Annotated in this window: 17 protein-coding genes; 9 read left to right on the plus strand and 8 right to left on the minus strand. The window is 73.6% G+C overall.

Annotated features, from left to right (window positions below):
• The first annotated feature begins 6 nt into the window (after positions 1-6).
• From H288_RS0123555 to H288_RS0123565, 3 genes are all read left to right on the plus strand, one after another.
• The gene (locus tag H288_RS0123555) at positions 7-1596 is read left to right on the plus strand and encodes a glucan biosynthesis protein (protein WP_020095042.1); all 1590 of its coding nucleotides are present in this window, start codon (positions 7-9) and stop codon (positions 1594-1596) included.
• Between the two features lie 93 nt (positions 1597-1689).
• Positions 1690-1920: a hypothetical protein gene (locus H288_RS0123560; RefSeq protein ID WP_020095043.1), complete on the plus strand. Its 231-nt coding sequence runs from the start codon at positions 1690-1692 to the stop codon at positions 1918-1920.
• A 4-nt stretch (positions 1921-1924) separates the two neighbouring features.
• Positions 1925-2290, plus strand: coding sequence for a hypothetical protein (locus H288_RS0123565; RefSeq protein WP_020095044.1), 366 nt, complete (start codon positions 1925-1927; stop codon positions 2288-2290).
• Positions 2291-2299: 9 nt separating this feature from the next.
• Here the strand turns inward: H288_RS0123565 and H288_RS0123570 are convergent, their stop codons facing one another.
• The gene (locus tag H288_RS0123570) at positions 2300-2566 is read right to left on the minus strand and encodes a hypothetical protein (RefSeq protein WP_020095045.1); all 267 of its coding nucleotides are present in this window, start codon (positions 2564-2566) and stop codon (positions 2300-2302) included.
• A gap of 384 nt (positions 2567-2950) precedes the next feature.
• On the opposite strand from H288_RS0123570, the gene H288_RS35725 reads away from it, so the two are divergent.
• Positions 2951-3304, plus strand: a complete 354-nt coding sequence (locus H288_RS35725; protein ID WP_020095046.1) for a hypothetical protein — start codon at positions 2951-2953, stop codon at positions 3302-3304.
• Here H288_RS35725 and H288_RS0123580 read toward each other — a convergent pair.
• Entirely contained in the window at positions 3286-4005 is a 720-nt protein-coding gene (locus tag H288_RS0123580; protein ID WP_020095047.1) for a Crp/Fnr family transcriptional regulator, read from the minus strand. The genes H288_RS35725 and H288_RS0123580 overlap by 19 nt on opposite strands.
• A gap of 425 nt (positions 4006-4430) precedes the next feature.
• Between H288_RS0123580 and rpoN the strand changes: the two genes are divergently transcribed.
• The 4 genes from rpoN to H288_RS0123600 all read left to right on the plus strand — a co-directional run bounded on the left by rpoN (position 4431) and on the right by H288_RS0123600 (position 10750).
• Positions 4431-6005 carry an RNA polymerase factor sigma-54 gene (gene rpoN, locus H288_RS0123585; RefSeq protein ID WP_026605226.1) on the plus strand — a complete coding sequence of 525 codons (1575 nt, stop codon included), beginning with the start codon at positions 4431-4433 and terminating at the stop codon, positions 6003-6005.
• A 75-nt stretch (positions 6006-6080) separates the two neighbouring features.
• On the plus strand, positions 6081-7457 hold the full coding sequence (glmU, locus tag H288_RS0123590) for a bifunctional UDP-N-acetylglucosamine diphosphorylase/glucosamine-1-phosphate N-acetyltransferase GlmU (protein ID WP_020095049.1): 1377 nt from the start codon (positions 6081-6083) through the stop codon (positions 7455-7457).
• Between the two features lie 146 nt (positions 7458-7603).
• Positions 7604-9430, plus strand: coding sequence for a glutamine--fructose-6-phosphate transaminase (isomerizing) (glmS, locus tag H288_RS0123595; RefSeq protein ID WP_020095050.1), 1827 nt, complete (start codon positions 7604-7606; stop codon positions 9428-9430).
• Positions 9431-9598: 168 nt separating this feature from the next.
• A complete protein-coding gene (locus tag H288_RS0123600) occupies positions 9599-10750 on the plus strand; it encodes a M20 family metallopeptidase (RefSeq protein ID WP_020095051.1) in 1152 nt (383 codons plus the stop codon).
• Positions 10751-10754: 4 nt separating this feature from the next.
• Here H288_RS0123600 and H288_RS0123605 read toward each other — a convergent pair whose 3' ends face one another.
• Complete coding sequence (locus tag H288_RS0123605) at positions 10755-11750, minus strand: aldo/keto reductase (RefSeq protein WP_020095052.1); 996 nt, start codon at positions 11748-11750, stop codon at positions 10755-10757.
• 93 nt (positions 11751-11843) lie between these two features.
• Here H288_RS0123605 and H288_RS0123610 point away from each other — a divergent pair, with 93 nt between their 5' ends.
• Positions 11844-12731 carry a LysR family transcriptional regulator gene (locus tag H288_RS0123610; protein ID WP_020095053.1) on the plus strand — a complete coding sequence of 296 codons (888 nt, stop codon included), beginning with the start codon at positions 11844-11846 and terminating at the stop codon, positions 12729-12731.
• A 14-nt stretch (positions 12732-12745) separates the two neighbouring features.
• On the opposite strand, the gene H288_RS0123615 is transcribed toward H288_RS0123610, so the two are convergent.
• The 5 genes from H288_RS0123615 to H288_RS0123635 form a co-directional block, all read right to left on the minus strand.
• The gene (locus tag H288_RS0123615) at positions 12746-13876 is read right to left on the minus strand and encodes a serine hydrolase (protein ID WP_020095054.1); all 1131 of its coding nucleotides are present in this window, start codon (positions 13874-13876) and stop codon (positions 12746-12748) included.
• A gap of 143 nt (positions 13877-14019) precedes the next feature.
• Positions 14020-14997, minus strand: a complete 978-nt coding sequence (locus H288_RS0123620; RefSeq protein WP_020095055.1) for an FAD:protein FMN transferase — start codon at positions 14995-14997, stop codon at positions 14020-14022.
• Positions 14994-17093, minus strand: coding sequence for a 4Fe-4S binding protein (locus H288_RS0123625; protein WP_026605227.1), 2100 nt, complete (start codon positions 17091-17093; stop codon positions 14994-14996). Before H288_RS0123625 ends, H288_RS0123620 begins: the two co-directional genes overlap by 4 nt.
• A gap of 317 nt (positions 17094-17410) precedes the next feature.
• Positions 17411-18418: a YVTN family beta-propeller repeat protein gene (locus tag H288_RS0123630; RefSeq protein WP_020095057.1), complete on the minus strand. Its 1008-nt coding sequence runs from the start codon at positions 18416-18418 to the stop codon at positions 17411-17413.
• A complete protein-coding gene (locus tag H288_RS0123635) occupies positions 18415-19668 on the minus strand; it encodes an ABC transporter substrate-binding protein (RefSeq protein WP_020095058.1) in 1254 nt (417 codons plus the stop codon). Before H288_RS0123635 ends, H288_RS0123630 begins: the two co-directional genes overlap by 4 nt.
• Positions 19669-19692: the final 24 nt, after the last annotated feature.

Genomic DNA, 19692 nt, shown 5'->3' on the forward strand with positions numbered 1-19692 from the left:
TCCAGCTTGATCACGCGCCGCGTCCTGACCGCCATCGGGCTCCTCGCCCTCGCGCCGTATCCCGGCCTCGCCCGGGCCGCCGGCGGCGGGCCGCGCCTCGCACCGCCCGAGCCCATGGACCTCGACCGGCTGAAGGATCTCGCCCGGACGCTGCGGGACCGGCCCTACGCGCCGCCCCCGGAGGCGCCCGCCTCGGCGGCCCTCGACGCCCTGACCTACGGGCCGCTCCAGGAGATCCGCTACCCGCCGGGCCACGCCCTGTTCGCCGACAGCCCGTACCCGGTGACCTTCTTCCACCTCGGCAACTTCTTCCGCCATCCCGTGAAGGTCTACGCCCTGGAGGGCGGGCAGGCCCGCGAGGTGCTCTACAGCCACGACCTGTTCACCTACCCGCCGGGCAACCCGGCCAAGGACGTTCCGGACGGGGCGGGCTTCGCGGGGTTCCGGTTCCAGAAGGCGCCCGCCGGGCAGCCGGGCGACGACGGCGACTGGCTGGCCTTCCTGGGCGCGTCGTACTTCCGCGCCGCCGGGGACGGAGCCCAGTACGGGGCCTCGGCCCGGGGCATCGCGATCGACACGGCGCCCGGGCCCGGGAAGACCGAGGAATTCCCGGTCTTCACGCGCTTCTACGTCAGCCCGGCCGCGGACGGCGCCGTGACCGTGCTGGCGCTCCTCGAGGGCCGGAGCCTCACCGGCGCCTACCGGTTCGTCGCCCGGAAGGAGCCGCACGTCGTCATCGACGTCGCCTGCACGGTCTACATGCGCAAGGCGGTCGAGCGGTTCGGCATGGCGCCCCTGACCTCGATGCTGTGGTACTCGGAGGGCATGAGCCGCTTCCTCGCGAGCGACTGGCGGCCCGAGGTGCACGATTCCGACGGGCTGCTGATGCAGACCGGCGCCGACGAGCTGATCTGGCGGCCGCTCAACAACCCGCCCCGCCTCAGCGTCAGCGCCTTCGCCGACCGGTCGCCGAAGGGCTTCGGCCTGCTCCAGCGCGACCGCGCCTACGAGAACTACATCGACGACGGCTTCGAGGAGAACCGTCCCGACATCTGGGTCGAGCCGCAGGGCGACTGGGGCCGCGGCAGCGTCCAGCTCGTGGAGATCCCGACCCATCAGGAGACCGACGACAACATCGTCGCTCTCTGGGTGCCGGACGACGCGCCGCAGGCCGGGTCGGACCGCAGCTTCGCCTACCGGCTGCGCTGGACCGTCAAGGAGCCGGTCGCCACCGACCTCGCCCGGTGCGTCGCGACCCGGGCCACCAAGGCCGCGTGGCTCGCGGATGCCGACAGACGCCCGGGCCGGGCCAACCTCGTGCGGCAGTTCGTGCTGGAATTCGAGGGCGCGGCCCTGTCGGGCCTCGATCCCGAGAAGGCCACGGTCGCGCTCACCCTGTCGCGCGGCAGCGTGGAGGAAGTCGGCGCCACCTGGGCGCCCTACGGCAAGCCGAGCCCCTGGCGGGTCTTTCTCAAGGTCTACGCCGAGGGTCCGGATCCGGTGGAGATGCGTCTGCAGCTGAAGTCCGGGGAGAGGCTGCTCTCGGAGACCTGGGCCTACCAATACTACCCGCAGGCACCCAGCACGGTACTGTGAGCGGCGGTCGTCGCCGGACGGCCCGTCGCCCGAACCGGTCCGGCTCCGGGCGGTTCCGCCCCGGACCCGCCCATCGTCGCATCGGAGACCGCCATGACCGGCGAGACACCGCCCGGCCCGCACCTCCCGGAGGTGCTGACGCGGCTCCTCAAGGCGCCCCAGGCGGCGATCTGGCCGACTCCGGAGGACCGGAACCGCCTGCGCCCCGGCCGGTCGCGACCGCGGCAGCCGAGCCGCGCCGTCCTGGGTGTCTGGATCTGGGCGATCCTCTACAACGTTCTCGGCTTCGCGATCCTCGCGGCCCTGTGGTGGACGATGCGCTGACCCGATGAGCCGACACGCCCAGATCCCCGGCCGAGCGATTCTCGCGGCAATCCTCCTGCTCGGCCTCGCCCCCTCCGCGGCGCAGAGCCAGGGGGACGCGCTCAACGCCGACGACGGCACCGGGGCGGTCAAAGTCTGCTCGCCCGTGGCGATGCCGCGCTGGCGGTCCATGACCCCGGTGCCGAAGACCTGGACCTTCCTGGACTGCATGGGCTTCGCGGGCGAGATGGGCGCGACCCACTTCCAGCTCGGCTGCCTCTTCGCCAACGTCACGCCCCACGCCCAGAAATACGCCTGGGGCGCGATGGTGCCGATCGAGAAGTCGGCCATGGCCAAAGCGCAGCCGCCGATCCCCAATTGCGGCTGGTAGGGCCCGCGCTCAGCCGTCGGAGGGCTGCCAGTCCAGGTCGAGGGTGAGGCGGGCGCGGAAGACCGTGCTGCCGGTCGCGTCGCGGACCCGCGCCTCCAGCACCAGGCCGGCATCTCCGGGGGCCGGTCGGTCCGCCCGGACGCGGAGCCGGTCATGCACGGCCTCGATCAGGGCCTCGGTCGCCGACAGGCACGCCTCGTGACGATCGGCGAAGGGCAGCCCCTCCTCGTCGAGGGACAGGCCGCGGTCGTCGGTGAAATCGGTGAAGTAGCGCATGGCGCAGAACCTCACGGCCAGCTGAGGAGCGTGCGCCGCGACCTGAGCGGTGTCGTTAACCTGTGTGTGGGCGCCGCACGGCCTCGCGCGACGGGCCGCCGGATCCTCGCGCCGCGGCGACCGCGCGAAGAACGCGGCCGCGCGGGCCGCGATCCACCCGCCCTCAGAAAAATGTATGAGTGTGGACAGACGCCGCGCGTGCGGCCGGACTGATCCGGCCCCGAACCCTCTGCACGAAAGTACGATATGGCCGGCGCGGTCGGCCCGGTACCCGTCGGTGCGCGAACTGCCGCAGCCGCCCTCGCGCGGGTTGCCCTCGCTCGGGTTGCCCTTGCGCGGGCCGCCCGTCTCGGCGGACACTCGGCGGCCGGTAACCCGCGCGGCGTGGTTCGCGCCGATCCGACACGCCGCTCAGGCCCGCGACGCCGTTCCCGATGGCGCGGCACGCGGTCTTCGGCGGGCGCCCCGAAGGCCCCGCTGGCCGATCCTCGAAGGGGATGTCACCTGCCCCGCTTCTTCCTCAACGTCCGGCGGCACGGCACGCTGATCGCCGATCGGGAGGGCGACGATCTGCCCGATCGGACGGCGGCCGAGCACCTCGCTCGCGACATCCTGCGCGAGATGCGCCGGCTGCCGCACGTCTACGGCGCGCCGCGCGGCTGGCGCGCCGACACCTTCGTCATCACCGACGAGGCCGGCGCGGTGGTGGCCGAAGTCCCCTACGCCAGCGTGCTCTGAGGCCGCCGCAGCGGGCCGATCAGGCGCTCGTACTCGGCCTCGGCCGGGCCGTAGGTCTGGCCGGCGGCCTCCTCCAGGCGGGTGCGGCTCAGGACCCGGATCCGGCCGCGCCGGGCCCGGATCAGGCCGGCGCCCTCCAGAGTGTGGATCGCGACCGTGACGGTCGGGCGGCGCACGCCGAGCATGATCGACAGGAACTCGTGCGTCACCGACAGGTCGTCGCCGTCCTGCCGGTCGTGGTACATGAGGAGCCACCGCGCGAGCCGCTCCTCGGCGGGCGCGCCCGCGTTGGCGATCGCGGTCTGGGCGACCTGGACCAGGAAGGTCTGGACGTAGCGCAGCAGCAGGTTGCGCATCGACGGGCTGGATTTCAGGGCGTCGCGCAGGGCCGGCACGGAGATCCGGCGCCCTCGGCCTGCGACCTGCATGAAAATCTGGTACGGGATCGTGTCGGTTCCGAGCAGCAGCGCCGGTGCGGCCATGCCGTCGCGTCCGAACAGGCCGACCTCGATCCGGCCGCCCTCGGCGAGAGTCGACACCACCGAGCACAGGCCGGTGTCGATGAAGACCGCGTGCGGGATCGCGGCGGCCGGCTCGACGAGCACTTTGCCGAGGGGCAGGTCGATCGCCTCCAGATGAGGCCCGAGCAGTGCGCCGTCCGCCTCGGATAGGGCGGCCAGAAGGCGGTTCTGATGCGGCATCGGCAAACGCGTACGCAGAAATCGACCTCCGCGCAGCGGCTCTCGTGCGGGAACCGCGGCGCACCCCCGAGCCATGCTCGGATCAACACGGAATAGCGAGCGGATATTGCATCTAGCGGGGGAAGCGTCTGCAACCAGACAAAGCTTTGCCGGCGGATTTCGGATGTCCTGGCAAATGCGCGCGGATGATTGCGCAAACCTTCCTTTAAGATCTGCCCTCAGACTGCCGGGCGGCGGATCGGGATCTGACTGGAACGCTGCGCGTCCCGCAGCGCCGAGCACTTGCCAACAACGGCGTGCACGGTCGCGCTTTGACGCGCGGGTCGGATCGCGTTACAGAAAGTGCGACGGAGCAAGCAAGAACCATGCCGTGAGCAGCGTGGCTCCGGCTGGCGAACCGCGCCGGAAGGGCATCGGGGCCTCGCATGAGTTTGGTGCAACGGCTGGAAGTGCGTCAGGGCCAGGCCCTGGTGATGACGCCGCAGCTCCTGCAGGCGATCAAGCTTCTCCAACTCTCGCACCTCGATCTCTCGGCCTACGTCGAGGCCGAGCTGGAACGCAACCCGCTGCTGGAGCGCGCCGAGCCGGACCTGCCGGCCGCGGGTGACACCGCCGAATCGGGCAGCCATGCCGAGGAGGCGGGGGCCGACGGCTTCGACGCGCCGGAGCCCGACTCGTGGCTCTCGGCCGACCTCAACCCGAGCCGCGGCGAGATCGAGAGCGACTTCGACACGCGCCTCGACAACGTCTTCCCCGACGAGAGCCCCGTCCAGGCGCGCGAGGCGGGCGGGGGCGACATGCTCTCGCTGACGCCGCCGCCCTACGGCAGCACCGGCGGCAGCTTCGACGCCGAGGCGCCCGATTTCGAGGCGACCCTCACGGCCGAGACTTCGCTGCGCGAGCACCTCGCGGGCCAGCTCGACCTCGCGACCCGGGAGCCGGCCGAGCGGCTGATCGGCGGCTTCCTGATCGACGCCGTCGACGAGGCCGGCTACCTGCGCGAGACGGTGGAGGGCGTGGCCGAGCGGCTCGGCGCCGACCCGGCCCTCGTCGGCCGGATGCTGGCGCTGGTCCAGACCTTCGACCCGCCCGGGATCGCGGCCCGCGACCTCGCCGAGTGCCTCGCGATCCAGTTGCGCGAGCGCGACCGGTTCGACCCGGCGATGCAGGCGCTGGTCTCGCGGCTCGACCTCGTGGCCAAGCGCGACTTCGCGGCCCTGCGCCGGCTCTGCGGCGTCGACGACGAGGACCTCGTCGACATGCTGGGCGAGATCCGCCGCCTGGATCCGAAGCCCGGCCGGGCCTTCGGGTCGAGCGCCGTCGAGGTCCTGGTCCCGGACGTATTCGTGCGCGCGGCGCCGGACGGCTCCTGGCTGGTCGAGCTGAACAGCGAGGCGCTGCCCCGGGTCCTGGTGAACCAGAGCTACTACGCCCGCGTCTCGCGCAACGCCGCCGCGGAGGGCGACAAGGCCTTCCTGTCGGAAGCTCTCCAGAACGCCAACTGGCTGACCCGCTCGCTGGAGCAGCGCGCCCGCACCATCCTGAAGGTCGCCACCGAGATCGTCCGCCAGCAGGACGGGTTCTTCGTCCACGGCGTCACGCACCTGCGGCCGCTGAACCTCAAGACCGTGGCCGAGGCGATCGGCATGCACGAATCGACCGTCTCGCGGGTCACCTCCAACAAGGCCATCGGCACGAGCCGCGGGACCCTGGAGATGAAGTACTTCTTCACCGCGGCGATCCCCGGGGCGGCCGGCGCGGCCGCCCACTCCTCCGAGGCGGTGCGCCACCGCATCAAGCAGCTCGTCGACGGCGAGACGCCGGACGACGTGCTGTCCGACGACGCCCTGGTGCAGAAGCTGCGCGGGGAGGGCGTCGACATCGCGCGGCGCACGGTGGCGAAGTACCGGGAATCCCTGCGGATCCCGAGCTCGATCGAGCGCCGCCGGGAGCGCTTCGCCCACGGTTCGGGCCAGCACGTCGCCCTGGCGCTGCGCTGATCGGCCCGGACGGGGTTGCGCCGGGCGCCCGTCCGGCCCATCCGTCTTGGCCCTCGATCGATGCCTGGACCCGCGATGACCCCGACCGGAACGCCCTCGCGCAGCCTCACCGCCATCGTGCTCGCGGCCGGGAAGGGCACGCGGATGCGCTCGGACCTGCCGAAAGTGCTGCACCGGATCGCCGGGCGCAGCATGCTCGGCCACGTCCTGGCCGCCGTCCAGGCGGCGGGCGCGGGCCGGATCGCCGTGGTGGCCGAGCCCGGCCGCGACGACGTCGCCGCCGAGATCGCGCGGGCGGCCCCCGGCGCCCGGGTCTTCCCGCAGGCCGAGCGCCTCGGCACCGCCCATGCGGTCCTGGCGGCCCGGGAGATCCTGACCGACCCCGACGACGACGTGGTGATCGCCTTCGGCGACACGCCGCTCGTCTCGGCCGACACCTTCCTGCGTCTCCGCGCGCCCCTGGCCGACGGCGCCGCGGTGGCCGTGCTGGCCTTCGAGACGGCGACACCCTCCGGCTACGGGCGGGTGCTGACCGAGGGCGACCGCGTGCTCGCCATCCGCGAGGAGAAGGACGCGAGCGCGGCCGAGCGGGCCGTGACCCTGTGCAATGCCGGGCTGATGGCGCTCGCCGGACGGCACGCCCTGGCCCTGCTCACCCGCATCGGCAACGACAACGCCGCCGGCGAGTACTACCTGCCCGACGCGGTCGCGCTCGCGGTCGCCGACGGGCTGCCCGTCACGGTCGTGCCGGTGGACGAGGCCGAGGCGCAGGGCGTGAACGACCGGGTGCAGCTCAGCGTCGCGGAGGCCGCGATCCAGGCGCAGCTGCGCCGCAGCGCCATGCTGGGCGGCGCCACGCTGATCGCCCCCGAGACGGTGTTCCTCAGCCACGACACGGTGCTGGGGCGCGACGTGATCGTGGAGCCCAACGTCGTGTTCGGCCCCGGCGTGCGGGTCGCGGAGGGCTGCACCGTGCGGGCCTTCGCGCATCTCACCGAGACCAGCCTGGAGGCGGGCGTGAAGATCGGGCCGTTCGTGCGGCTGCGCGGCCACGCCGTTCTGGAGGCCGGCGCGGAGCTCGGCAATTTCGTCGAGCTGAAGAACGCCCGGATGGGGGCCGGCGCCAAGGCCGCGCACCTCACCTATCTCGGCGACGCGGAGGTCGGCGCCAAGGCCAATATCGGCGCCGGCACGATCACCTGCAATTACGACGGCGTGCTCAAGCACCGGACCACGATCGGCGCGGGCGCTTTCATCGGCTCGAACTCGGCCCTGGTCGCCCCCGTCTCGGTGGGGGAGGGGGCCTACGTCGCCTCCGGCTCGGTGATCACCGACGACGTGCCGGCGGACGCCATGGCGGTGGCCCGGGGCCGGCAGGCGGTGAAGCCGGGCTGGGCCGGGGAGAAGCGCGCGGCGCTGCAGGCCGAGAAGGCGCGGCGCGGCAAGGCGTGAGGCCGGGCACGCCGCGCGGGCGGGGCTGGCCCTGCGCCGTGCCGATCCGGTAGAAGTCCCGCTCGGCCCCGCACGGCGCGGGGCGGCCCGGACCTTGCGCACGACCTGCGCGTGGCCATCCGGGCGCGACAGCGAGAGACACTCCTATGTGCGGCATCGTCGGCATCGTCGGGCGCGACGCGGTGGCGGGGCAGGTGATCGAGGCCCTGCGGCGGCTCGAGTACCGCGGCTACGATTCCGCCGGCATCGCCACCCTGGAGCACGGCCGGCTGGCGCGGCGCCGGGCCTCGGGCAAGCTGGTCAACCTGGAAGCCAGGCTCGCCCAGGAGCCGCTCACCGGCACGATCGGCATCGGCCACACCCGCTGGGCCACCCACGGCCGGCCTAACGAGACCAACGCCCACCCGCACGCCACCAAGCGCTTGGCCGTCGTGCACAACGGCATCATCGAGAACTTCCGCGAGCTCAAGCAGGAGCTGGAGGCCGACGGCGTCGTCTTCGAGACCGAGACCGACACCGAGGTCGTCGCCCAGCTCGTCAGCCGCAACATGGACCGGCAGATGGGGCCGGTGGAGGCCGTGGCCGCCGCCCTGCCGCGGCTGCGCGGCGCCTTCGCGCTGGGCTTCCTATTCTCCGGCGAGGAGAACCTGCTGATCGGGGCCCGCCACGGCGCGCCGCTGGCCATCGGCTTCGGCGAGGGCGAGACCTACCTGGGCTCCGACGCCCTGGCGCTCGCGCCGTTCACCGACGCGATCACGTATCTCGACGAGGGCGACTGGGCGATCCTGTCCCGCGGCGGCGCCGAGATCCGCGACGCGTCGGGCGCCACGGTCGAGCGCGCCCGGCAGACGATCGCCACGCAGGCCTACCGGATCGACAAGGGCGAGTACCGCCACTTCATGGCCAAGGAGATCCACGAGCAGCCCGAGGTGGTGGGCCGCACGCTCGCCCACTACGTCGACATGGCGCAGGGGCGGGTGGCGCTGCCCGAGGCGCTGCCCTTCGACTTCGCCAAGCTCAGCCGCGTCTACATCACCGCCTGCGGCACGGCCTACTACGCGGGCCTCGTCGCCCGGTACTGGTTCGAGCAGGTGGCGCGCCTGCCGGTGGAGATCGACGTCGCCTCCGAGGCCCGCTACCGCGAGGCGCCGCTGGAGAAGGACGGGCTGACGCTGGTCATCTCGCAGTCGGGCGAGACCGCCGACACGCTGGCCTCCCTGCGCTACGCGAAGTCGAAGGGCCAGCACACGCTGAGCGTGGTCAACGTGCCGACCTCGACGATCGCGCGGGAATCCTCCGTGGTGATGCCGACGCTGGCCGGGCCGGAGATCGGCGTCGCCTCCACCAAGGCGTTCTCGTGCCAGCTCACCGTGCTGCTCTGCCTCGCCATCGCGGCGGGCCGCGCGCGCGGCACCCTCGACGCGGCGGGCGAGCGGCGGCTGATCGACGGCCTGATCAAGGCGCCGGGCCTGATGGCCGAGGCGCTCACCCACGAGGCGGCGATCGAGGGTCTGGCCCGGGAGGTCGCGAAGGCGCGGGACGTGCTCTATCTCGGCCGCGGCACCAGCTACCCGATGGCGCTGGAAGGCGCGCTGAAGCTCAAGGAGATCAGCTACATCCACGCCGAGGGCTACGCGGCGGGCGAGCTGAAGCACGGGCCGATCGCGCTGATCGACGAGAGCGTGCCGGTGATCGTGATCGCGCCGCACGACGCGGTGTTCGAGAAGACCGTCTCGAACATGCAGGAGGTGGCCGCCCGCGGCGGGCGCATCGTGCTGATCGGCGACGCCAAGGGCGCGGCCGAGCACGGGCTCGACACGCTCGCGACCTTCACCATGCCGGCGCTCGACCCGACGGTGGCGCCGATCGTGTACGCGGTGCCGATCCAGCTGCTCGCCTACCACACGGCGGTATTCATGGGGAAAGACGTCGACCAGCCCCGCAATCTCGCCAAGTCGGTCACTGTGGAATAGCCGTCGCCGATCACACCCACGTCCGGTTCGGAAGCGGCGCCGTCTTTGCGAGCGGAGCGAAGCAATCCAGTCTGCGCTATGCTGCCAGAGGTTGCGCGACGCTGGGTTGCTTCGCTGCGCTCGCAAAGACGGTCTGCGCAATCCTGCTGACCCCGGTATGAGGCCCCCATGACCGCCCATGACACCGACGTCCTCCGCTGGCTCGACGGGCAGGAGGGCGCGATGCTGGCGCTCCTCGAGGAATTGGTGAACATCGATTCCGGCTCCTACGACAAGCCGGGCGTCGACGCGGTCGGCATCCGCATCGCGGAGTTCCTCGCCGGCCACGGCATCCCGGTGACCACGATCCCGGTCGACGGCTACGGCGACGCGCTGAAGGCGAGCGTGGCCGGATCGGGCGGCGGCAACCGGCCGGTCGTGCTCATGGGCCACCGCGACACCGTCTTCCCGAAGGGGGAGCCGGCCCGCCGGCCGTTCCGGGTCGCCGACGGCCGCGCCTATGGGCCGGGCGTCGCCGACATGAAGGCGGGCCTCGTGATGAACGCCTTCGTGCTGGCCGCCTATCACCGCGCCGGCGGCGCGCCGGTGCCGCTCGTCGGCCTGTTCACCAGCGACGAGGAGATCGGCTCGCCGGCCTGCCGGCCGATCATCGAGGAGACCGCCCGGGGCGCCCGCGCGGTGCTGAATTCCGAGCCGGGGCGGCCGACCGGCAACGTCGTCACCGGCCGCAAGGGCGGGGTGTTCATGCACCTCGAGGTGCTCGGCAGGGCGGCCCATTCCGGCGGCAACTACGCCGACGGGCGCAGCGCCATCCTAGAGCTCGCCCACAAGACCGTCGCGCTCCACGCGCTGACCGACCTCGACCGCGGCACCACGGTCAATGTCGGCCTGGTCTCCGGCGGCCAGTCGGTGAACACCGTGGCGCCCCGGGTCACCTGCGAGATCGACCTGCGCTACGTGACCCCGCCCGACCGCGAGGCCGCCATGGACCGGATCGCCGCGATCGTGGCCGGATCGACGGTGCCGGACACGACCGCGCATCTCACCATCAAGGGCGAGTTCCTGCCGCTCGTGCAGGACGAGGCCTCGCGGGCGCTGTTCGACACCTACGCAAGGGTGAGCGCGGAGGGCGGCAACCCCGTCACCGGCGAGTTCGCAGGCGGCTGCGCCGATTCGGGCTTCACCGCCAGCGTCGGGTGCCCCACGCTCTGCGCCGTGGGCCCGGTGGGCGGCAAGGCCCACTCGCCCGAGGAGTACCTGGAGGTGGGAAGCCTTGTGCCGCGGGCGCGCGCGATGGCCGAGACCATCGCGGCGCTCTGACGGTTCAGAGACCGACCATCGCCAGCCCGGCGGCACCGTAGCGGTCGCCGGTCACCGCCTCGGCGGGCATCGCGTCCGCGATGGCCCGCAGGTCGGTCTCGGCCAGGACGAGACCGGCCGCCGCCGCGTTCTCCTCGAGGTTCCGGATCTTGCGGGCGCCCGGAATCGGCACGATGAAGTCGCCCTGGTTCAGCACCCAGGCAATGGCGAGCTGGGCCGGCGTGACGCCCTTGTCGCGCGCCAGGGCGGCGAGCGTGTCGAGCAGCCGCTGGTTGGCCGCGAGGTTCTCCGCCGCGAAGCGCGGCATCGTGCGGCGGTAATCGTCGGCGGCGAGGCTGTCGCGGTCGCGGATCGCGCCGGTCAGGAGTCCGCGCCCCAGGGGGCTGTACGGCACGAAGCCGATCCCGAGTTCGCGGCAGGTCGGCAGCACCTCGGCCTCGGGATCGCGGCTCCAGAGGGAGTACTCGCTCTGCACGGCGGCGATGGGGTGGACCGCGTGGGCCCGCCGGATCGTGGCCGCGCCGGCCTCGGACAGGCCGAGCGCCCGTACCTTGCCGGCCCGCACGAGATCGGCCATGGCGCCGACCGTGTCCTCGATCGGCACCGCCGGATCCACCCGGTGCTGGTAGAACAGGTCGATGACGTCGACGCCGAGGCGCCGGAGCGAGGCGTCGCAGACCGCCCGGACGTGCTCGGGCCGGCTGTCGACGCCGATGATCCGGTCGGGACCCTGGCCGGTCTCGGAGATCTTGAAGCCGAACTTGGTGGCGATGATCACCCGGTCGCGGACCGGCGCCAGGGCCTTGCCCACCAGCTTCTCGTTCTCGAAGGGGCCGTACATCTCGGCCGTGTCGAAGAGGTTGATGCCGAGGTCGACGGCGCGGCGCAGCGTGGCGGTGGCCTCACCCTCGGGCTGGCCGCCATAGGCGTAGCTCATGCCCATGCAGCCGAGGCCGAGGGCGGAGACGGTGAGTTCGGTTCCGAGTCGACGGTGATCCATGCGGGCCTCCCGTGATGCGGCCCGGACTTCGCACGGGCCGACGGCGGCGATAATCCGTGACCTGCGGCGCAGGCTGTTCTATGCGGCTCAACAGTGAGACGCGCCGACCTCCCCGCCCTGTCGCTCTTCGCCGCGGTCGCGGCGCGCCGGAGTTTCCGCGGCGCCGCACGCGATCTCGGGCTCTCGGTCTCGGCGGTGAGCCACGCGATCAACGGCCTGGAGGCGAGCCTCAGCGTGCGCCTCCTCGCGCGGACGACCCGCAGCGTCGCCCCGACCGAGGCGGGCCAGCGCCTGCTCGACGGTCTCGAGCCCGCCCTCGCGGCGATCGCCGACGCGGTCGAGGTGGCGACCGCCGCGGAGCGGCGGCTCACCGGGACGCTGCGGATCTCGGTGCCGCGGTCGGCCGCCGAGATGCTGCTGCTGCCGCTCGCCGTCGCGTTCACCCGCGCGCATCCGGGCGTCGAGATCGAGATCCGCGCGCAGGACGGCTTCCGCGACATCGTCGCCGAGGGGTTCGATGCCGGCGTCCGCTTCGCCGAGAGCCTGGACCAGGACATGATCGCGGTGCCGCTCGGGCCGCCGCAGCGCGGCGCGATCGTCGCCGCGCCGGACTATCTCGCCCGCCACGGGACGCCCGCGGACCCGCAGGACCTGCACCGGCATGTCTGCGTCCGGCGCCGCTTCCCGAGCGGTGGCCTCTACCTCTGGGAACTCGAGAAGGACGGGATCGCCCAGTCGATCCCGGTCACCGGCACCCTCGTCCTCGACGATGACGGGCTGGTGGCCGAAGCGGCGCGCGGCGGCGCCGGTCTCGCCCACCTCTTCGAGGCGCAGGTGGCGGCCGACATCGCGGCCGGCCGTCTGATCCGGGTCCTCGACGCGTGGTGCCCGCCCTTCCCCGGCTTCTTCCTCTACTACCCGAGCCGCCGCCAGATGCGGCCGCTGCTCCGGAGCTTCGTCGATCACGTCAGGGGCCGCTAGCGCCGCCGGCCCGCCTACGGGCGCAGGGCCGCCACGAGGCGCAGCAGGAAGCCGTCGAGGGCCGCCTTGTCGATCCAGCGCAGGACCGCGACGAGGTCGTGCTCGGGGTCGCACCAGATCACGTTGTTGCCCGCCCCGAGGGCGCTGAAGGCCGAGGCCGGCAGTTCCGGCTTGGCGGCCGCGCCGCGGTTCAGCCACCAGAGGTAGCCGTAGCTGTCGAGGGTCGGAGAGGGCGTCAGCATGGCGCGGATCCAGCGCTCCGAGAGGAGCTGCCGCCCGTTCCAGGCGCCGCCGCGGGCGACGAGGAGACCGAAGCGGGCGTGGTCGTCGGCCCCGATGAACAGGCCGCCGCCCCAGTGGCCGCCGCCGGGGACCGACTGGACCCGCGCGCCGTCGACCGCGACCCAGGCCGTGTCGTAGCCGTGCCACGCCCAGTCGCGGGAGGCGCCGATCGGATCCATGATCCGCTCGCGGAGCACGTCCGGGAGGGCCCGGCCGAAGCGGCGCATCAGGCAGTACGACAGCAGGTTCACCCGGACGTCGTTGTACTCGTAGTAGGTGCCGGGGCACCGCAGCGCCCGCGCCTCGCCCTTGCGGCTGTTGTCGGCGCCCGGGCCGATCTGCCGGAAATGATCGACCTGATCGGACTTGCCGAACAGCGTTCCCTGCCACTCGCTCGACTGCTGCAGGAGGTGGCGCCACGTGATCGCGCCGTTGTGCGGGCCGTCGAGGAGCGGGTCGGGTACGCTGTCGCGCACCGGCGCGTCGACGTCGGGGATCAGGCCGTCGTCGTGGGCGAGGCCGGCCAGCACCGCGAGGTAGCTCTTGGCGATCGAGAAGGTCATGTCCGGGCGGGCCGTGTCGCCCCAGGCGGCGACGCGCCGGCCGGCCTTCAGGATCACGCCCGCCGGGCCGCCGCGCGGGCGCACCGGCCCGTCGACGGCGCTCCAGGGCCCCGTCTCGTTCCACTCGACGATCCCGACGTAGCGCCCGTCGGGATAGTACAGGCTGCGCGGCCACGCGCTCTCGTGGGCCTGCGCGAACGCCACCGCGTCCGCGAGCCGCCCGGCATCGAGCCCCGCCGCACCCGGGTCCTGCTCCGCCCAGTCATCCGTCGGCCAGTACGGCCCGGTCGCTTCGGTCACGCGCGTCTCCTGACGGTCCTCTCCGGTCCGGGCGCATGCAGGGCCTGCGCCGCAGATCGGACCCTCCGTAGAGCCATCGGCCCCGGGAGGGCAGGGCGCGCGCCGCGGTTCGGGGCTCGCCCCGCACGACGGGGCCGGATGTGTCAGCCCTTCCCGGTGAAGCGCACGGCGCAGCCCGGACGGGCCGCGACGAGGTCCGCGCCGCGCGCGCGGCCCAGGACCATGCAGGCGGTCGACAGCCCGTCGGCGACGAGCCCCGTCGGCGCAGTGACCGTCACCGACGACAGGCCGCGCGGCGACCGGCCGGTGGCCGGGTCGAAGATGTGGTGGTCGGTGCGGTCGTGCGAGAAGCTCATGTTGTAGTCGCCCGAGGTCGCGGCGAAGCCGGTGAACGGGGCGATGACGGCGGCGATGTCGCCGGGATGGCGGGGATCGGCCAGCCCGAGGCGCCAGGGCGCGCCGTCCGGATGCGCGCCGGCGGCGCCGAACTCGCCGGTATCCACGAAGGCGTCGTCGATGCCGCGCGCCCGGAAAGCCGCCATGACCTGGTCGGCCGCGTAGCCCTGTATCAAGGCGTTCAGCGTCAGGGCCGTCCCGGGCTCCAGGACGATCCGGTCCGTCGCGACCCGCACGCGCCGCCAGCCGACCCGCGACAGGGCCCCCCGCAGGGCCTCCGCCCCGGGGCGCTCACCGCGGGCGGCCGCGCCGGCCCAGACCGGCCAGAGCGGCTGGACGGTCGGGTCGAAGGCGCCGCCGGTCTCGGCCGCGAGGGCGAGGGCGAAGCGCAGCAGGGCGAGCAGGTGCGGGTCGGGCGCCTCGAGGGACCCGTCCCGGTTGAGGCGGGCCAGGGCGCTGTCGGCCCGGAACAGGCTGGCGGCCGCCTCCACGGCGCGCATCGCCGCGAACCCGTCGTCGAGCGCAGCCTCGACCGCGGACGGGTCGGGCCCGGCGGCGGTCAGGGCCACGGTGGTGCCGAAGGCGAGGCCGGCGCGGGTGCGCAGCGCCAGCCCGCGCGACGCCGCGGCGGCGCGGAACGCCGCGACGCCGCCGAGCGCGGCCAGCCCCGCGGCCCCGACGAGGAGCCGGCGCCGGGCCGGCGCGAAGGGCGGCGGCGCGCTCATCCGACGGTCACCGGCCGGTGCGCGGCGCGGCGGCCCCGCTTGCGCGCCACGACCTGCGGCACGCACTGCCCGGGATCGTGGATGATCGTCACGCACTCCATGCACTGGAAGCACTCGGCGTAGTCGACCCGGCCGGAGGGCGCGATGGCGCCGTAGCGGCAGCGGACCTTGCAGAGCTGGCACGGCGAGCCGCACTCCGCCCGGCGCGGGATCCAGTCGAGGACGCGGACCCGCCCGAGGAGGGCGAGGGCGGCGCCGAGCGGGCACAGGTAGCGGCAGAAGCCCTTGTAGACGAGCAGGTTGAGCACCAGCAGCCCGGCCGCGTAGGCAACGAACGGCCACGCCCGGACGAAGTACAGGGTGATGGCGGTCTTGAACGGCTCGACCTCGGACAGGGTGTCGGCGAGGGGCGACCCCGCGGCGGCGGCACCGAGGATGCCGGCGAGCACGACGTATTTCAGCGACCGCAGCGACCGGTCGAGGCCGGGCGGCACCGCGACCGGGCGGATGCGCAGCGGCCGGGCGAGCAGCGCGACGAGTTCCTGCAGCGCGCCGAAGGGGCAGAGCCAGCCGCAGAACGTGCCGCGCCCCCAGGCCACCAGGGCGGCCAGCGCGAAGGCCCAGAGCACCAGCGAGGGCGGGTCGTAGAGCAGGAAGGCGAGGTCGTGGGTCACGGTGGCGGCCCGCACGAGGCCGACGAGGGTCACGATCGAGAGTTGCGCCTGCGCGTACCAGCCGACGAAGCCGAGGGTCAGCGCCAGGAAGCCGAGGCGGAAGAGGGGGAAGCGGCGCTGGTCCGCCACCAGCCCGCGATGGCGGCTCAGGAGCGGCACCAGCACCGCGAGCATCAGCCCGATCAGCGCGAGTTCGGGCGCCCGGGCCCGCCAGGAGTCGGTCCAGCTCGGCCCGTCATCGGGCCGGACCCGCGTGAACAGGTCGGCGGGCAGGACGGTCTCGACCGTGAAGGTCCGGGCGATCTTCTCCGACAGGATCTGCCCGCGCTCGCGGACGATCGTCTCGGTCAGCACCCAGGGCGCGGACGGGTCGAAGCCGGCGGCCTGGTCGATCCGCAGGATCGTCCAGGGGCCGGGCGGCAGCCCCTCGGCGAGGCCGGCGTCGCGGCGCTCCACCGCCATGTCGCGCGCGTTCACGATCAGGCCGGCCTGGCCGATCGCCAGCCGGTCGGGGACGGCGCCCAGCACGAACCGGTCGCCGACCGGGTTCTCGGGCGCGTCCTCCGGCCCGGCGCTGACGACCATCACGGCGTGGTTGCCGGGACCGAGCTCGCGCATGAGCGCGTCGTAGCGCGCCGGCCCCAGCAGGTTGCGGCCGATCGAGGGCGGGTCCAGGGCGGCGACGTAGAGGTCGGTCAGCACGGCGTCGGCCGGACCCTCGGACGGATCGGCCACGCCGGTGCCCCGGAAGGCCGCGGCGGCGTCCGCGTTCGTGACCGTTAACCGCCGGACCCAGCCCCGGGCGAGGAGGTCGGCCAGGGTCAGGGGCTCGTAGAGGTCGAGCTTCGCCTCGACCTTCAGGCCGACATTGGCCGCCCCGAAGCCGAGCTTCGCGCGGGCGACCGCCAGCGCCGAGGCCAGGATGGACTGGTTGATCACCCGGGTCGAGGCGGTGGCCATGGAGATGCCGTCGACGGTGGTCTGCGGCGCGGCGCCGGCGGCCCGCGCGTTGGGCCGCCCGACCCGGATCGCCTGCCGGGCCGACAGGCCGGCATACTGCTCGACGAAGGCGAGGAGCGGCTCCGGGCCGAGCCCCTCGAGGAAGACCGGCTCGTGGTGCGAGAGCACCGTCACGTCCCGGAAGGTCCCGTCGGGGGCGAGCGCGATCAGCAGGTCGGGGGGCGTGCCCCCGAAGCCAGGGATCGGCGCGAGGTCGACGGATTCGAACGCGTAGGCGAAGACCTCGTAGGACCCGGCCTGCTGCTTCAGGATCGGCCAGACCGGGAGCCTGTCGTCCTTCTCGCCGACCACCAGCGGGGGCGGGAAGTGGCGTTCGACGCCCGCGCGATCGAGCTGGCCGGCCCGGGCCGGAAGGGTCGACAGGAGCAGGGCGAGAAGGAGCAGCGCGGCGCGCAGGAGCAGGCCCGCGCCCCGGGCCAGGGCGGTGCGCGGCGCGGGCGGCCTGGGAGACGGTGCGCTCCGCAGCGGCCGCGCCTTATCCCTCCCTCCGCCCCTGGCCGCGTCGGTCACCCATCCGGACCGAGCACGGACGCCGGCGGCAGTGCGCGACCGGGCCCCTGTCCCGTTCGGGAGAGGGACAGGGTGAGGGATCGGGACGTCGAGGATGGAGCACGCTGTCGACGTGCGGGCCGGGAGAGCCTGTCCCGGATGCCGCACGTCCCTCACCCTGTCCCTCTCCCGAACGGGACAGGGGACCCGCGCTCCGGACTGCGGACGAGTCACGGCACCGCACCGGCGGCGCGCCCGTCCGTCGCCTGCGCCGAAGGCATCGGCCGCGCCGCCGCGCCCCAGGGGAAGCGGCCGACCTTCACGGTCTTGATCGGCCGGAACGTCGCGGCGTCGATCACCGTCACGTCGCCGGAGACGCCGTTGGTGGTGAAGAGCCGCGTGCCCGCCGCGTTGAGCGCGAGCTGCCAGACCCGGCGGCCGACCAGGATGTAGCTCTCCACCCGGTAGGTCGCGGTATCCACCACGGCGACCCGGTCGGACGGCCCCAGCGCCACGAAGGCGTGGCGCCCGTCCTTGGCCATCTGGATGCCCACCGGCTGGATCCGGTCGGCCGCGATTCCCTTCACGGCGAACTCGATCGTCGCGATCACCGCGCGTGTGGCGACGTCGATCACCGACACGGTGCCGCCGATCTCCGAGGACGCCCACAGCCGGGACCCGTCGGCCGTGAAGGCGGCGAAGCGCGGCCGCTGCCCGACCGGCGTCGCGTCCACGGCCGCGAGTGTCGCCGTGTCGATCCAGTGGACCATGTTGGTCGTCTCGGAGGTCGTGACGGCCGTGCGCCCGTCCGGGCTCACCGCGACGCCCTCCGGCTCGATGCCGACGTCGATCTGCGCCAGCACCCGGCGGGTCTGCGCGTCCACCACCGTGGTGGTGGCGTTCTCCTCGTTGGCGATGAACAGGGTGCGCCCGTCGGGCGCCAGGGCGAACTGCTCCGGGTCCTCGCCCGAGGGCAGGTCGTGCCGCACCTGCCCGGTCTCCGGGTCGATCACCTGCACGGCGTCGGAGTCGCTGGCGCAGACGTAGAGCGACCGCCCGTCGCGCGAGAAGGTCAGCCCGCGGGGCCGACGGCCGACCGGGAAGGTGCGCAGCACCTCCAGGCTGTCGCCGTCGATCACCGAGACGGTGTTGTCGCGCTCGTTCGAGACGAAGATCTCCTCGGCCCGCGCGGGGCCCGCGAGGCAGAGCAGTAGCGCGAGGGCGGCGAGCCGGGTCATTCTGACGTCCCCGAGAAGGCGCGGCAGGCACTCTCGGGCGCGTCGAGGCCGAGCGTGTCGAGTTCCGTGCGGTGGTGGAGGAAGCCCTCGATCGGCGCCGTCGCGGTGACGGCCCCGGGCCAGAGCAGGAAGACCGGCTGGCGCAGCTGCCCGTCCCAGGCGCGGAAGCTCAGGGGGCGGCCCTTGAAGCCGCCGATCTCGAAGCCGGGCGCCGTCAGGGCGGCGCGGACCGCCGCGGGGTCGGTGCTGCGCGCCTTCACGGCCGCCTCGCCGACGACGTGCACCGCCATCCAGCCGGCCCAGTCGACGGGCCGCATGGCGCGGCCGGCGAGCTTCCGGAACCGCCCCTGGAGCTGGACGGCGGCCCAGGCCTCGACGGGCCGACCCCAGGCGGCCGGCGCGAGGCCCTGCGTGCCGACGAGGGGCCGGGGCGAGGCGGTGTTGTAGTTGAGGCTCGCGCCGAACGCGCCGGCCTCGTCGGCCACCGCGACCACGTCGTGCTCGGGCCCGCGGGTCGGCAGGGCGAACTCGCGCAGGGCCGTGTCGCGGACGTCGCCCCCCTGCGGGTCGTAGCGCGTCTCGGCGACGATCCGCGCGCCGAACTTCCTCGCGCTGCGCCGCAGCGCCTCGGCGAAGAGCGCGTCAGCTGGCGCCGGCCCGGTCACCAGCAGGATCCGGGACCAGCGCTTGAACGCCAGGAACTGCACCAGCGCGTCGGACAGCATGGCGCGGGACGGCAGGACGTGGAGCAGGTTCCGGCGGCAATCGGCGTCGCGCAGGCGCGTGTCCGGGGCGCCGATGTTAAGGAGCACGCTGCCCTTCGCCTCCGGCAGGTCGGCCAGGGCGAGGACGTCGGCGGCCGGGGCGTTGAGCACCACGAAGCGCCGGTCGGCGAGGTCCCGGAAAGCCTGGCGGATGTCGGCGGCCGGCTCGACGATCGTGGTGCCGAGGTCGAAGCCGAGGCCGAGGAACCGGCCGGTGGCGTTGGAATCGCGCAGGCCGAGTTCCGCGCCCTTGGCGCCCTCGTCGTCGGGGATCGGGTCCTCGTTGTTCAGCGGCGCCGGCCGCTCGACCCGCCGCTCCAGGTAGCGGATCGTCAGGGGCGGGCCTGCCGGCGCGGGCGCGGCCCGCCCCTGCGCGACCGGCGCCAGGGTCGCCATGGCCGCCACGGCCGCCAGCACGACGGCGCGCCGCAGGCCGGCCCATGGCCCGCCGCGCATCCCGGGCCGCCGCGCACCGGAGGACACCATCCCCGCCCGTCTCCTCCAGCCCCG

The sequence above is a fragment of the Methylobacterium sp. 285MFTsu5.1 genome (genome assembly GCF_000383455.1).
In the GTDB taxonomy this organism is placed as follows: domain Bacteria; phylum Pseudomonadota; class Alphaproteobacteria; order Rhizobiales; family Beijerinckiaceae; genus Methylobacterium.